The organism is Candidatus Nealsonbacteria bacterium (assembly GCA_011050465.1).
GTDB lineage: Bacteria > Patescibacteriota > Minisyncoccia > Minisyncoccales > RBG-13-36-15 > RBG-13-36-15.
Window position 1 is genome coordinate 1 of record DRFQ01000010.1, and the last position, 14934, is coordinate 14934.

Annotated in this window: 13 protein-coding genes and 1 tRNA gene; 8 read left to right on the top strand and 6 right to left on the bottom strand. The window is 37.2% G+C overall.

The features are described 5' to 3' along the window. Positions 1-266: 266 nt before the first annotated feature. The 6 genes from ENH66_03590 to ENH66_03615 form a co-directional block, all read right to left on the bottom strand. A complete protein-coding gene (locus tag ENH66_03590; protein HDZ54752.1) occupies positions 267-617 on the bottom strand; it encodes a hypothetical protein in 351 nt (116 codons plus the stop codon). 202 nt (positions 618-819) lie between these two features. Continuing rightward, the gene (locus tag ENH66_03595; GenBank protein HDZ54753.1) at positions 820-1410 is read right to left on the bottom strand and encodes an ATP-dependent Clp protease proteolytic subunit; all 591 of its coding nucleotides are present in this window, start codon (positions 1408-1410) and stop codon (positions 820-822) included. A 6-nt stretch (positions 1411-1416) separates the two neighbouring features. Then, on the bottom strand, positions 1417-2757 hold the full coding sequence (gene tig / locus ENH66_03600) for a trigger factor (protein HDZ54754.1): 1341 nt from the start codon (positions 2755-2757) through the stop codon (positions 1417-1419). A gap of 85 nt (positions 2758-2842) precedes the next feature. Further along, positions 2843-4828, bottom strand: coding sequence for a sodium-translocating pyrophosphatase (locus ENH66_03605; GenBank protein ID HDZ54755.1), 1986 nt, complete (start codon positions 4826-4828; stop codon positions 2843-2845). A 12-nt stretch (positions 4829-4840) separates the two neighbouring features. After that, positions 4841-6196 carry a transcription termination/antitermination protein NusA gene (nusA, locus tag ENH66_03610; protein ID HDZ54756.1) on the bottom strand — a complete coding sequence of 452 codons (1356 nt, stop codon included), beginning with the start codon at positions 6194-6196 and terminating at the stop codon, positions 4841-4843. A gap of 303 nt (positions 6197-6499) precedes the next feature. After that, positions 6500-7675 carry a S1 RNA-binding domain-containing protein gene (locus tag ENH66_03615; GenBank protein HDZ54757.1) on the bottom strand — a complete coding sequence of 392 codons (1176 nt, stop codon included), beginning with the start codon at positions 7673-7675 and terminating at the stop codon, positions 6500-6502. 158 nt (positions 7676-7833) lie between these two features. Here ENH66_03615 and ENH66_03620 point away from each other — a divergent pair, with 158 nt between their 5' ends. The 8 genes from ENH66_03620 to ENH66_03655 all read left to right on the top strand — a co-directional run bounded on the left by ENH66_03620 (position 7834) and on the right by ENH66_03655 (position 14906). Next, positions 7834-8493 (top strand): hypothetical protein, encoded by a 660-nt coding sequence (locus ENH66_03620; protein HDZ54758.1) that lies wholly within the window; start codon positions 7834-7836, stop codon positions 8491-8493. A 5-nt stretch (positions 8494-8498) separates the two neighbouring features. After that, positions 8499-8798 carry a hypothetical protein gene (locus ENH66_03625; GenBank protein HDZ54759.1) on the top strand — a complete coding sequence of 100 codons (300 nt, stop codon included), beginning with the start codon at positions 8499-8501 and terminating at the stop codon, positions 8796-8798. Between the two features lie 176 nt (positions 8799-8974). Continuing rightward, on the top strand, positions 8975-11416 hold the full coding sequence (gyrA, locus tag ENH66_03630; protein ID HDZ54760.1) for a DNA gyrase subunit A: 2442 nt from the start codon (positions 8975-8977) through the stop codon (positions 11414-11416). A gap of 148 nt (positions 11417-11564) precedes the next feature. Beyond that, positions 11565-12089 carry an SAM-dependent methyltransferase gene (locus ENH66_03635; protein ID HDZ54761.1) on the top strand — a complete coding sequence of 175 codons (525 nt, stop codon included), beginning with the start codon at positions 11565-11567 and terminating at the stop codon, positions 12087-12089. Between the two features lie 38 nt (positions 12090-12127). Beyond that, positions 12128-12469, top strand: coding sequence for a hypothetical protein (locus ENH66_03640; GenBank protein HDZ54762.1), 342 nt, complete (start codon positions 12128-12130; stop codon positions 12467-12469). A 41-nt stretch (positions 12470-12510) separates the two neighbouring features. Continuing rightward, positions 12511-12861, top strand: coding sequence for a hypothetical protein (locus tag ENH66_03645; protein ID HDZ54763.1), 351 nt, complete (start codon positions 12511-12513; stop codon positions 12859-12861). Positions 12862-13120: 259 nt separating this feature from the next. Then, a tRNA-Leu gene (locus ENH66_03650) sits at positions 13121-13201 on the top strand. Positions 13202-13349: 148 nt separating this feature from the next. Continuing rightward, positions 13350-14906: a hypothetical protein gene (locus ENH66_03655; GenBank protein ID HDZ54764.1), complete on the top strand. Its 1557-nt coding sequence runs from the start codon at positions 13350-13352 to the stop codon at positions 14904-14906. Positions 14907-14934 lie beyond the last annotated feature (28 nt).

Here is a 14934-nt window from a genome sequence, read left to right on the forward strand (position 1 = left end):
AAGGGCCCCAGATTTATATTGGGTTACCCCTCCAACATTTAAAGGAGCTGGGACATTGTCTCCTGGTGGAACAGCTGTAGGTTCTGTCCATTGAGCAAAGACATACCAGACAAAGAGGAAACTAAAAGCAATTAGCCCTAAAGTTAGGGTAAGTGTTTTGTAGTTTACTTTTGACATATTATTTTTATTGCTCCCTGACTTTTTATTACTTTATTTGAAAGATAACAAAAGACCAGGTCAACAATTTTTTATTATTTTTATTTAGATTAACGAAGTTTATTTAATTCCTCAAGTTGTCTTTGGATTTCTTCTTCTGAAAGAACAGGTGGTTTTTCGCGAGCTTTTTCTATTTCTTCAAATTGGGTCTTCATTTCTTCTTCGGTTGAGGGTTTAGTGCCTGCTTTTTCCCTTAACTCTTCAATTTCTTTTAATTGTTGTTCTGTTATTGTTTCTTCTTTTGGTGAAGGAACTTCTGGAGGTGGAGCTTCTTTTTTTAGCCAGATTAAAATTAAAATTCCCAGAATAACAATAATCCCCAGGACTATCAAAATCAAAACCTGAGGAGTGAATTTCCAGCTTTTTTCTAAAGAGATCTTTGAATTCGTGAAATTAGTCATTTTATTGTTGGTTTATTGCTTCATCAATTATATCTTATAAGAAAGATAATAATATGACTAGGCGATAGCTTTTAATTGTTTAATTTATCTTAGCAAGAAAAGTAATTGTCAACAATATAAGTTACTAACAAATAGCCCGCGCTTTCAGCGCGGGCCGTTTAATTTTTTTCTAAAATATTTTTTTATTTAGCTCGTTTATTTTTTATCCTTTAGGTTTAATTACTTCATCAATGATTCCGTATTCTTTAGCTTCAGGAGCCGACAAATAAAAATCTCTGTCGGTATCTTTCTCAATCTTTTCAAAGGGCTGGCCGGTATGTCGAGCTAAGATTTTATTAAGTTTTTCTTTAATTTTAATAATTTGGCGGGCAGTTATTTCTATTTCTATAGCCTCACCGGTTACTCCGCCAGCTACCTGGTGAAGTAAAATTTCAGCATTGGGTAGGGAAAAACGTTTTCCTTTGGCCCCAGCCGCCAGAAGAGTGGCTCCCATTGAGCCTGCCAAACCAATACAAACTGTTGAAATTTGGCATTTGACATACTGCATAGTGTCATAAATTGCTAAGCCGGCAGTAACTGAACCTCCGGGAGTATTAATGTAAAGCTTAATTTCTTTATTATGGTTGTGACTGGCCAAAAAAAGCATTTGGGCAATGATTGAATTAGCAACAGGATCAATAATGGGACCTGCCAAAAAAATTATTCTGTCTTTCAAAAGCCGGGAATAAATATCATATGCCCGCTCTCCATATTGTGATTTTTCAATGACAGTTGGAATTAAATTCATAATTATTAGTGTTTAATCATTTTCTGAAAAACTCTCAAGCTTTTCAAAAGTTTTTTCGTTTCTTATTTCACCTTCAATATATAATTTTAATTTTTCCAGGTCAAGTTGTTTTTTAGCCTCTTTTATATCTTGATAATTGCTCAGAACTTTGTCAATTCTATTTTTAATTTCTTCTTCTGTAATTTCGATATTTTCAGTTGTTGCAATCTTATTTAAAACTAAAAATCCTTTAATCCTTGTTTCCGCTTCTTGACGCAGAGGCTGTTTGACAGCTTCCTCTGTTTGATTGACTTTTTTTAAATAATCTTCAAAACTAATCTGGAATTTGTCAGCTATCTCTTTTTTAAAATTCTCAAGCATTCGATTTTCCTCTGCTATAATTAAAACCTGGGGAATTTCCCAGGAAATTTTCTCTATTATTTTTTTTAAGATTTCCCGGTGAATTCTTTGTTTCTCAAGGCCTTCTTTCTCTAAATTTAATCCTCGAATAATATTTTGTTTTAAAGCAGCGACATTCTCAAATTGACCCAAAGACCGGGCAAACTGGTCGTTAATTTCTGGGGGCTCCATTTTCTGAACAGATATCATTTTAACCTCAAGATTCACCTCTTTGCCAGCTAACCCCCCACCGCTTTTAGTGTCGTTTGTTTGGGTAGCCCCCCCTTCCATAAAAGTAGTGGGGGGTTGGAAATGTTCTTTTGGAAACTGCAGGGAAAATGTTTTTTTCTCGCTAGCTTCCATTCCTTCTAGTTTTTCTTCAAAACCAGGGATTAAACGGCCTTGACCCAACAAAAAAGCATCTTTTTGTTTTGCGCCTCCTTCAATGTTGGGGGAAGAAAATTCAATCTCAACAAAATCTCCTTTTTGGGCTGGCCTGGCAATTTGGCTAAATTTTGCCCGGCTGCGTTGAAGAAACGAGAGTGCTTCTTTAATTTCTTTTTCTTCTACTAAAACTTTTTTCTTTTTACAGGAAACTGCAATTTTTTTATAATCTGGCAGGATAATTTCTGGTAAAACCGAAATTTTAACTTTAAACAATAGTTCTTTATCTGCTTGGAGAGAAGATAGAATTTCAGTTTTTGGATTAGCCACAGCTGTAATTTTATTTTTAGAAATAACCCTAAGATAATTTTCTCTAATAGCCAGTTGGGCAGCTTCTTTTAAAATTTTATCCTGACCAATTTCTTTTTCTATAATTTCTTTTGGCACTTTTCCTTTGCGGAATCCTTTAACCTTAAGATTCTGGCCGAGCTGGAAAATTGCTTTATCAATAAAACCTTGAAATTCTGGAGCCGAAATTTGAATTTTAATTTCAAGCTGAGATTTTGGTAATTTTTCTATTGAAAAATCCATAAAAATATAGAGATATTCCCAAAACAAAGGATTAGAGAGACAGTCTTGGGACTGTCTCTCTAATCACCCTTAAAATCTAAGGTTTTTAGACTAAAAATCCGACAATTAGTAATGCGACTATATTCAAAACCTTTATCATGGGATTAATAGCAGGCCCTGCAGTATCTTTATAGGGGTCACCAACCGTGTCGCCGGTAACAGCTGACTGGTGGGCAAAAGAACCTTTGCCGCCCAAGTTCCCTTCTTCAATATATTTTTTAGCATTATCCCAGGCGGCTCCCCCTGAAGTCATAGATATTGCCACAAAAAGACCAGTAATGATTGAACCGATTAAAAGCCCTCCCAAAGCTTCTGGTCCTAAAACCAAGCCGATTAAAACGGGGGTAACAACCGGCAGCAAAGCAGGCAAAATCATTTCTCTTAGAGCAGATTTGGTAACAATATCAACGCATCTTTTATAGTCTGGTTTGGCCTTCCCTTCCATTAATCCTTTAATTTCTCTAAATTGTCTTCTAACTTCATCAACCACTTTTGAGGCGGCCCTACCCACAGCTTCCATGGCTTGGGCGGCAAAAAGATAGGGCAATAACCCGCCAATAAAAAGCCCAACCAAAACTCTCGGGTCTCCTAAAGAAAATTGGATTTTAAACCCCAATCCCTGTAATTCTTGAGTATAAACAGAAAAAAGAATTATGGCAGCAAGGCCGGCTGAAGTTATAGCATAAGCCTTGGTGATAGCCTTGGTTGTGTTGCCAACAGCATCTAAAGAGTCTGTAACTTTTCTGATTTTAGAGTCCAAACCTGCCATTTCAGCAATACCCGAAGCATTATCAGTAATAGGGCCATAAGCATCAATGGCGATAACTATACCGGTAAGAGAAAGAAGACTTAGGGTGGCTAAAGCTACGCCGTAAATTCCTCCCAGCCAGAAACTAATTAAAATTCCTAAAGAAATCAGAATTACAATAGGCGCCGTAGACCTCATGCCAACAGCGAGACCCGCAATAATATTGGTGGCATGGCCGGTTTCAGACGCTTTGGCTATGGTTTTTACTGGACGGTATTTTGTTGAAGTAAAATATTCAGTAATTAAAAAGACAAAAGCCGTCATTAGTAAACCTACTAAGGCTGAAAAATAAAGAGAAAATGAAGGAAGAGAGAGCTCAATCTCGGCTGCCTTGATTGCAGGATAGAAACCGACAGCTGAAATGAGGCCGGCTCCAATTAGTCCTCGATAGAGAGCTGCCATTATATTCTGGTTTTTGCCGAGCCTGACGAAAAAGACAGCAATTACTGAACCCATGAGAGCAATGGTAGCCAGCAGGATGGGCAAGAGAATGGCTTGGGATTGACCGAGAAAAATTAAATTACCCAAAATCATGACGGCAATCAAAGTAACAGCATAAGTTTCAAAGAGGTCAGCTGCCATTCCGGCGCAATCACCAACATTGTCACCAACCTGGTCTGCAATTACAGCTGGATTTCGGGGATCGTCTTCAGGAATACCAGCCTCTATTTTTCCAACCAGATCAGCCCCTACATCAGCAGCCTTAGTATAGATGCCCCCTCCTAATCTAGCAAAAATAGAAATTAGACTTCCGCCAAACCCTAAAGCTATCAGGGCAGTCAAGTCTTTGGTCAAAAAATAAAAACCAGAGACGCTTAAGAGTCCAAGTCCAGCCACCAAGAGACCAGTTACTGATCCCCCTCGAAAAGCCAGAGATAAGGCCGAAGCCAATCCTTTTTTGGCAGCCTCTGCTACTCTGACATTGGCTTGAGTAGAAACCATCATTCCCAAGATTCCAGATGTAGCGGAAAATATAGCTCCAACCGAAAACCCCAAAGCGGACTTTAGGCCGAGGAATTTTAAAAGGATAAAGAATATGACTAAAGCTACAATGCCAATTGTTTTGTATTGCCTTTTCAGAAAGGTTTTGGCCCCCTCTCGGATTGCTTCTGATATCTCAATCATTTTTTTCGATCCTGAAGAACTTTTTTGAACTTCCCAACTCAGGAAAAGGGCAAAAATTATAGCGGAGATGGAAGAAATTATAGCAATTATAAAAATCATAATAAATTAAAACTATTTTTTTTGAGAGTTTTCTTTTTTCTTTTTGCGCTTCTTCGGCGCATCCGCCGAAGAGGCTGATCTCCTTTTCGGTTTTTCCTTGCCCTCCGAAGCCTTCTTGTCCGCCGACTTGCCCGCCAAAGCTTCAGCGTCGGCGGGAGCTTTAGCGGAGGTGGAAGCGAAAGAAGGTTCTTTTTCTGATTCTTCTCCGGGTTTCTCCTCTTTCCCGGGTTCTTCGATTTTTACTTCTTCTTTTTTTGCTTCTTCTGAACTTTTTACATCAATTTTCCATCCAGTCAGCTTGGCAGCTAATCTGACGTTTTGACCATTTTTACCGATAGCTAAAGACAGTTGATCTTCCGGAACCATGACTAAGGCTTTATTTTTTGGAAGAATTTTTACTTCTTGAACCTTAGCTGGACTTAAGGCATTGGCAATATATTTTTCTGGATCTTCTGAATATTCGATAATATCAATTTTTTCTCCTCCTAGTTCTGAAATTACTGCCGTTACCCTTGCTCCTCTTTGTCCGACCGCTGATCCAATAGGATCCACTCCTTCTGTTTGAGAGAAAACCGCAATTTTCGATCGGGACCCTGCTTCTCTGGCGATTGATTTGATTTGGACCTGATCTTGGCTGATTTCCGGCACTTCTAACTCAAAGAGTTTGGAAATTATTTTTGGATAAGCTCGGGAAAGAAAGACAGCTGGTCCTTTAGGATTGTCTTCTACTTTTAAAATGTAGACTTTGAGCCTTTGGCCCGGCCGATAGAATTCTTTTTGGACCTGTTCTTCTGTGGGCAAAATTCCCAAAGTTTTACCAATATCTAGAAAGACATTCCCACCTTCAATTCTTTGGACTATTCCTGAGATTATTTCTCCCTCTTTGTCTTTATATTCCCTGAAAATCACGCTTCTTTCCGCTTCTCTAATCTTTTGTAAAATGACTTGTTTTGCAGTTTGAGCTGCAATTCGGCCAAAATCTATTTTAACTTTCAAGGGAATTGAAAGCACTTCCCCTGGTTTTATTTTTTTGTTCTCTTTTTTCGCCTCTTCAAGAAGAATGTGTTTTTCTGGATTAAACCGGACTTTTTTTTCTTCTTCTTGCATCTGGCCTTTTTCTTCTTTTTTTTCCACCAATTCTTCTTCCGAAAGGATCATCGATTGGTTGACCACCAATTTTTCTTGCCAGAATTTGGTTTTACCAGTTTCAAGGTTAAGCTCAGCTAAAATTTTTTGTCCTCGTTTTCCATAATCTTTTTTATAGGCTGCAGCTATTGCCTGTTCTGTAATTTCTTTAACCGTTTCTCGGGGAATGTCTTTTTCTTCGACAATTTGAGAGATGGCTGAAATAAAAGATTTGATGTCCATAAGCGCTTCGCTAAAATAAAATATAAAAAATATTTTTGGGTTTTTATATTTTTGTTTTTTTACCTCCGAACGGAGCGAGACGAATAAATGAATGTATTCATTTATTCACGAACGAGTGAGGAGGCAAGGTTCTGACGAAGTCAGGTTCTTATTTTTAGTTTTTTATCTTTATAAAAAGTGTCCGTTTTCCAACGGACATAACTCTTTCAACAGATTAAACTCTTTTAGTTTAACAAACATAGACTTAATGTCAACCCTTCACCTTTGGCTAAGGGTGAAGGGTTGACCCTCAAGATAACCTACCTATTCTCTTACCAACCGGAGAGTCATTCGATGCTCTTTCGGTTCAATTAAGAGAATTTTAAAATTGTAATTTTTATCAATCCTTAAATCTTCTTCCATTTTCTTTTGAGAACCAAATTCAGAAATGTGGCAAAGCCCTTGGATTTTAGGAGCAATCCGGACAAAAGCACCGAAAGGGTTTAATTTACTCACTTTGCCTGAAACAACACCTCCTTTTTTGTATTTTTTTTCAATGCCTTCCCAGGGGTCTTTTTTCAAAGCTTTTAATGAAAGAGAAACTTTATCATCTGAAATTTCAATAATTTTTGCCCTTACTTTTTGACCAATTTTGACTATCTCTAAAGGGTCTTCAACAATTTTCCAGTCTAACTCTGAAATATGGATTAAGCCTTCAAGGGAGAAGGTATTATTGATTGAAGTTGGAGCTTTGGCGGGTTTGTCTTGAATAAGAGGACCTTCTTTCGCCGAAGGGCTTCGGCCTTCGCCGACCGTAGTCGGCTTCGGCCGACGAAGGTCGGAGGGTAAAAATTTTATGAAAACGCCGAAATCAACAATTCCGGTGATTTCTCCATCGACTATATTACCGACTTTATAGTTTTTTAAAATCCCTTTTATTTTTTCAGCTTCTTTTGCTTTTTCTGACAAAATAAGCTGATTATCTTTTTGGTTTAAATCGAGAATTTTAACCTCCAGTTCTTTGCCAATAAATTTTTGAAGCTCTCTTAAAATATGAGAAGTTTCTCCTCCTTTTATTCTGGGATAGTGCTCCGGCGCCAGTTGAGAAACAGGCAAAAAAGCTGAGATACCCTTTATTTCGGCTATTAGGCCTCCTTTGTTCGCTTTAATAATTTTAACTTTTATTATTTTTCCTTCTTTTCGTTGTTGTGAAAATTCCTGCCAAGCGATTTCTTTTCCTGCCTGAGCAACCGATAATTCAATGAAACCGTCTTCATTATCTAATTCAATTATTTTGGCATATATTTTGTTGCCAATTTTTTTCCCTCTTAATATTTCTTTAGCTTCAATAAATTCTCTTCCATAGATTATACCCGTTCCCATAATACCCAAATCCAAAAAAGTCGTCGCCCTGTCAATTCCAATAATTTTTCCTTCAACAATTTTACCTACTCGCAGCGGTTTTAATAAATCTTCTTTGTCTTCTAAAATATTTTTCATACTGTTTAGCTTATCACGGCTCCCCATTTTTTTCAATAGTTGAGTTAGCAAAAGAATTGTGATAAGATTCAAATAGGGTTATAAAATAAAAAATAAAGACGTTAAAATGCAAAATTTTTTATATTTTATTTTTAATTTTTGGTTTTAACGAAGCGCTTATGCAGATTATTTGGCATGGACATGCTTTTTTTCAAATCATTACCAGTCAAAGAAAAGAGGAAAAACTAAGTATTGCTATCGATCCTTTTTCAGAAGAGATTGGTCTGAGGGTTCGTTCAGTTGAAGCTAATATTTCGTTGATTACCCATGATCATTATGATCATAATAATACGAAAGTAATCAGGGGAAAACCTTTTTTAATTCAGGGTCCTGGCGAATATGAGATTAAGGGAGTTTTCATTCAAGGAATTGCTGCTTATCACGACAAGGTCCAGGGGAAAGAAAGGGGAGGGGTGACTATTTATACTATAGAGACGGAAGGAATAAGGCTGTGTCATTTGGGAGATTTTGGCCAAAAAGAACTAACACCGGGCCAGATAGAAAAAATTGGCGATTGTGATATTTTAATGATACCGGTAGGAGGAGTTTATACAATCTCTGGTCAGGAGGCCTCCAGGGTTATTTCCCAAATTGAACCAAGAATAGTGATTCCTATGCATTATCAATTACCAAAATTAAAACTAAAATCAAAATTAGAAAACTTAGATAAATTTCTTAAAACAATGGGCCAGAAAGGAATTACCCCTCAATCAAAATTTTCTCTTAAGAAAAAAGACCTACCGGAAGATGGGACAAAAATTATCGTCTTGAATTGCTAACCAAGATGAACATTTTAGCAAGAATCCAGAATCAACCTAAACACATTAGAAAAATTATTTTTTGGGTTACCATCGTAATTATAGGAATAATTCTTCTATTGACCTGGATTCAGGGCGTGAAGACAAGAATAAAGGAGGTAGAACCGAGAAAAATGTTTGAGCAATTGAAACCTTCAACATTTGGAGAGGACCTGGAGAATATTCCAAAAATTGAACTGCCGGAATTCCCAGAGATTAGCGAGGAGGAATTCAAAAAACTGGAAGAGGAGTTGATAAAAGAGTCTAAAGAGCAAATAATAGAATAAACGGTTCAACGGTTTGATGACTCAATGATTATTAGAATTTTATATCATTGGTCATGTAATCTGTAACCATATAATCATTGGCTGCTAAGTCTCAAAAATTCAATACTGCCGCCGGAGGCGAGCCTCGCCAAGGGCGGGAAATAGGCCATATTAAACCCCGGGAAATTGTCGAAGAGATGAAGGAATCTTATATTGACTATGCAATGTCAGTCATTGTTTCTCGGGCTTTGCCTGATGTTAGAGATGGTTTAAAGCCAGTTCACCGTCGGATTTTATATACGATGTGGGAGGACGGTTTAACTCATAATGCAAAATCTAGAAAATCAGCAACAGTAGTTGGATCTTGTCTTGGTCGTTATCATCCCCACGGAGACACGGCGGTTTACGATGCCTTGGTTAGGATGGCTCAGAGTTTTTCATTAAGATATCCTTTGATAGAAGGCCAGGGTAATTTTGGAAGCATTGATGATCCGTCAGAGGCAGCAGCCATGAGATATACCGAGGCGCGTCTTTCCAGGATCGGAGAAGTTACGCTGCAGGATATTGAGAGAAATACGGTTAATTTTGTTGAAAACTACGACGGAACGACCAAAGAACCTCATGTTTTACCTTCACCCCTGCCTCAGCTTCTTTTAAATGGTTCTTTAGGAATTGCCGTAGGTATGGCAACTAATATTCCTCCTCATAATTTATCCGAAGTTATCGATGCTTCGGTTTATCTTATTGATCATTCCGGGGCGACCACTGAAGATCTTTTTCAATTTATCAAAGGCCCCGATTTTCCAACTGGCGGCATAATTTATGATCAAAAAAGCATAATCTCGGGATATTCTCAGGGCAGGGGTCCAATTGTTGTCCGTGGCAAAGTAGATATTGTTGAACAAGAGAAATCTGACAAATTGCAAATTGTTATTACCGAAATTCCTTTCCAGGTTCAGAAGTCTACCCTGGTTGAACAATTCGCTAATTTGGTTCAGGAAAAAAAGATTGAAGGGATAAGGGATATTCGCGACGAATCAGACAGAGAGGGATTGAGAATTGTTCTAGATTTACAGAAAGGTACCTTTCCTCAGAAAGTTTTAAACCGTCTTTATAAATTCACTGATTTACAAAGAACTTTCCACTTAAACCTTCTTGCTTTGGTAGATGGTATTCAGCCTAAAGTTTTGAATCTTCAAGAAATTTTGAATTATTACCTTCAGCACCGGAAAGAAGTTATTACTCGAAGGACCAAATTTGATTTAAATAAAGCCAAAGAAAGAGCTCATATCTTAGAAGGGTTACACAAATGTTTATCCAGGATAGATGCAGTTATTAAAACAATAAGAAATTCATCAAACCGAGAAGAGGCTCAGAAAAACCTGATGAAGAGGTTTAAATTAACCCAAATTCAAGCTAATGCTATTTTGGAAACTAAGCTTTCGTCTTTAGCCAAATTAGAAAGAAAAAGAATTGAAGAAGAGCTTGCTCTGAGAAAGAAAGAAATCAAAGAATTGACAGCCATCTTGAAAAGCCCCCAGAAAATAAAAGGGGTGATTAAAAAAGAGCTGAAAGAATTAAAAGAGAAATTCGGAGACGAAAGAAGAACAAAATTAGTTCCGCAGAAAGTCGGGGAGCTGGCCTTGGAAGATTTAATTCCCCAGGAAGAGACAATCATTACTCTGACTCAGGGAGGTTATATCAAAAGAATCAACCCTTCTACTTATAAAATTCAGAAAAGGGGAGGAAAGGGCATTGTGGGGATGAAAACTATTTCAGACGATATTGTGGAGCATTTTTTAGTAGCTAAAACCCATGATTTTTTACTTTTCTTTACCGATTCAGGAAAGGTCTTTAGAACCCCCGCCTATGAGATTCCCGAAGGCCAAAGACTGGCTAGGGGGAGGGGCTTGCTGAACTTCTTAGAAATTTCGTCTCAGGAAAAGATTCTATCTTTGATTTCTTTAGGGAAGGAGAATGGGGAGATGGGGATAAAATATTTAGCCATGGTAACCAAGGAAGGTATAATAAAGAAAACTAAAGTCCAAGAATTTGAAAACGTTCGAAGGTCGGGGATTTTAGCTATCACTTTGAAAAAGGGAGACATTTTAAAGAAGGTTTCGAAGATAAAAGAGGAAGATACGTTGGTTTTGATAACAAAAAAGGGCCAGGCTATTTGTTTTAAAGGCAAAACAATCAGAGAGATGGGGAGGCAGGCCGCAGGAGTTAAAGGCATCAGGCTGAAAGGGGGAGATGAGGTAATAGGGATGGAAGTAATTAAAGCCCAGAGCCCAGAGAACAGAGAACAGAGAACAAAAAACAAAGAGCAAAAAGCAAGAGAATATTTATTAGTGGTTACTGAAAATGGATTTGGCAAAAAAAGCGACCTGAAAGAATATCGATTACAGAATCGAGGGGGATCTGGGATTAAAACCGCTAAAGTTACCCAAAAGACCGGTGATTTGATAGTTTCAAGAATTTTAACCGGCCGGGAAGAGGATTTAATTGTTATTTCTCAGAAAGGCCAGGTAATAAGGACTAAAATCAGCTCAATCTCCAAATTGAGCAGATCCACCCAGGGAGTAAGAATTATGAGATTAGATACAGGAGACAAGGTAGCTTCTGCAACCTGTATATAGATAAAATTCTAAATCCGAAAGCAACCCTTCGGGGAGTCGCAAGCGACAGCGAAATCCGAAACAAATTCAAAACCCTAAATTCTAATGCTTCAAACCCGTGTTTAGAATTTAGATATTGTTTAGGATTTAGAAATTAGAAATTTAAACCATGGAAGGCTTTCTTAAACCAGAAGAAATTTTGAAACAGCTTAATCTTAAAGAAGAAATGACAGCTGTTGATTTTGGTTCAGGCTCCGGGGGTTGGGCTATTCCTTTAGCTAAAATTTTAAAAGAGGGAGAGGTTTATGCCATAGATGTTTTAGAGGAACCCCTTTCTGCCCTGAAAGGAAAAGCCAACCTTTCGAATATTTCTAATATTAAGACAATTCGCGCTGATATAGAAAGAGACAAAGGATCCGGGCTCAAAGATAATTCTTTAGACTTGGTTTTAATAACTAATCTTTTGTTTCAGATTGAAGAAAAGGAGAAAGTTGTAAAAGAGGCCAAAAGGGTTGTAAAAAAAGAAGGGAAAATCTTGATTGTTGACTGGAAAGTAGATTCGTCATTTGGGCCCAAAGAAGGAAAAATTTCAGCAGAGGCAGTAAAAAAAATCGCCAAAGAGCTTGGCCTGCAGTTTAAAAAAGAAATTGGAGCCGGAGGATATCATTATGGACTTTTATTCGAAAAGACTTGAACTTGTATATTAGTGTAACCATAGTAAGATAATTTAAGATGCGGATTTTCAAAACAATAATTCTTTCTTATTTTTTACTTTCTTTTTTACTGATGCCAGGTTTCGCTGGGGCAGATGTAATTATTGATAATCCTCTTGCTTCTGACAGCCTCGAAGATTTAATCGATGGAATTATCAACTTTATCTTTTGGGTGGCTACGGTTTTAGCTCCTTTAATGATAGTTATTGCTGCTTTCTATTTTGTAACTTCAGCTGGCAATCCTCAGCAGATAGCTACCGCTAAAAAGATAATCCTTTACACTTTAATTGGTTATGCTATTATCTTATTAAGCAGAGGTTTGATTCTTGTTTTAAGAGAGATTTTAGGAGTAACAACATAAAAAGGTCGATTTATTGTAATAAAAACTAAAATTTACCAAAAATGAAAAAGATTTTATTAGCTTCAGTTTTATTCAGTATTTTGGCTTTTCCTGTGGTTGGTTTAGCTGGCTTGGAAGCACCCCCTGAAGGAATCCCTGAGACGATAACAGCGGCAGCTGACATAATAGCCATAATTGACAATCTTGCCAACTGGCTTTTCGCTATTCTTTTAGCGATAGCTATGGTTTTCATTATTCTTGCCGCTTTTCAGTTCTTGACTTCAGGTGGAGACCCAGCTAGGGTGACTTCTGCCAGACAAAGCCTTATGTATGCTTTAGTTGGAATAGCAATTGCCTTTCTAGCCAGGGGGCTTGTTTTCTTAGTCAGATTTGTCCTTGGAATCGCAGCATAAATCTTGAGCCAAGTATAGATTATAGCTCATAATGAATATCGGCAAGAAGATGGCAGAGCTTATTTTGCTTTAAAGATTAAATTATCTTTATTACAATCCTCCTTTATTTGAAGGAGGATTGTTTTTTTTATCTCAATAAGATAGAATAATTAAAAATCAGGGTGGTGAAATTTCGTATCTTTTATATCGGAGTGGCGGAACCCCGCACCGAGCTTTGCTCTGGTGCGAGGCAAGCTGGAAAACACGCCCGCCAAGATTTGCCCCCGTGATGGAATGGCAGACATGCATGGTTTAGGACCATGTCCCGAAAGGGGTAGAGGTTCAAATCCTCTCGGGGGCATAAAAATTTAGGAAGACGTGAGGGTTCGTCCGGTGATGAATACCGGGTGGGGGAAGGACTTATCTCTTCCCGAATATCAAGCTAAAAGGTGCGATATAGTCCTCGGCACCAAGCAAAATATCATAAATAACATCAGACCAAATTTAGAATGAATTTTCTTAAGAGAAACCTTATTTTCTGCATTGTTTTTATTACCGGAGGAGCGGTTCTTATAATTGAAGTAACAGCCTTTCGTATCCTCGCTCCTTATTTTGGCAATACTCTTTATAGCACTTCAAGCATTATCGGAGTGGTGCTGGGGGCATTAAGTTTGGGATATTATTTCGGAGGAATTTTAGCCGACAGATATCCAAAATATTCAGTCTTTTTCTCTCTCATTATTATTGCCGGGATTTTTGCGTTGTTAATTCAAGGCCTTTCCAATATTTTGCTTGTAAAATTAGGTTATACCCTTAGTTTTAAAATTGGCCCTCCAATTATTAGTTTGATTCTTTTTTTCTTTCCCAGTTTAATTTTAGGAATGATGTCGCCCTTCGCCATCAAGCTAAAGAGTTTGAGAGAGAAAAACGGGAAAAAAATAGGCCGGATCTCAGGAAGTGTATTTTTTTGGTCAACATTGGGAAGCATTGCCGGAAGCTTCGCTGCCGGCTTTTTTCTTATTCCTTCTTTTGGCATAAATATTATCATTATTTCAACCGGCTTGGCGCTTATTATAATTGGGACCTTGGGATTGTTATTTTCTAAACCAGGGCAATATAAGAATTTTCTCAAAGGGCACAAACTATTTTTATTTTTAGTATTTTTGATATTTGTTTTATCTTTCAGCTTTTTATCTTTACCGAAATCAGAGCAGGTTATTTTCCAAAAAGAAGGGCTTTACAGCAAAATAACAATTGAGGACCGCAAAATCGCCAACAAAAAAGTTCGGGTCTTAAAAACCGATAATTATTCTATACAAGGAGGAATTTTTTTAGACAGTGATGAACTGCCCTTCGAGTACACTAAATATTACGTCCTTTATAAAATTTTAAATCCTCAATCTGAAAAAGCTTTATTTTTAGGCGGAGGAGCTTATTCTATACCAAAAAAACTTCTTTCTGAATCAAATAACATTAAAAGAATTGATGTTGTTGAAATAGAGCCGGAGCTTTATTCTTTGGCTAAAAAATATTTCGGACTCAGAGAGAATGAAAGACTATTTAATTATGTTGCCGATGGAAGAAGATTTCTGCATGATACCAAAGAAACTTATGACTTCATTTTCACAGACGTCTATTATTCGATAAGTTCTGTACCCGTTCATTTCACAACCAAAGAATTTTTTCAGTTATCAAAAAACAAACTCTTAAAAGACGGTTTTTTTATGATGAATATCATCGGAATGCTTGATGGGGAAGCCAATCAGCTGATTCTTTCTGAAATGAAAACCTTTGGATTGATTTTTCCAAGCAGCTATTTCTTTGCCGTTGATTCTCCCGATAAAAAAGGAGCCCAAAATTTTATTTTCCTTGGACTTAAAGATGATAATCAAAAGATAGATTTTTCTAGCCAGGAAATTTTAGCTAATGAAAATAAAGTTATCCGTCAACTTCCGGAGAAACTAATAAGGCTTGAGAATTTAGATTTTAATTCAGCTTATTTACTTACAGATAACTTTAACCCTATCGAGTATTTAACCGCTAAAATGGTATCCAGATTTCGATGATAACAATCTTAAAGCTTGCATTTGATTT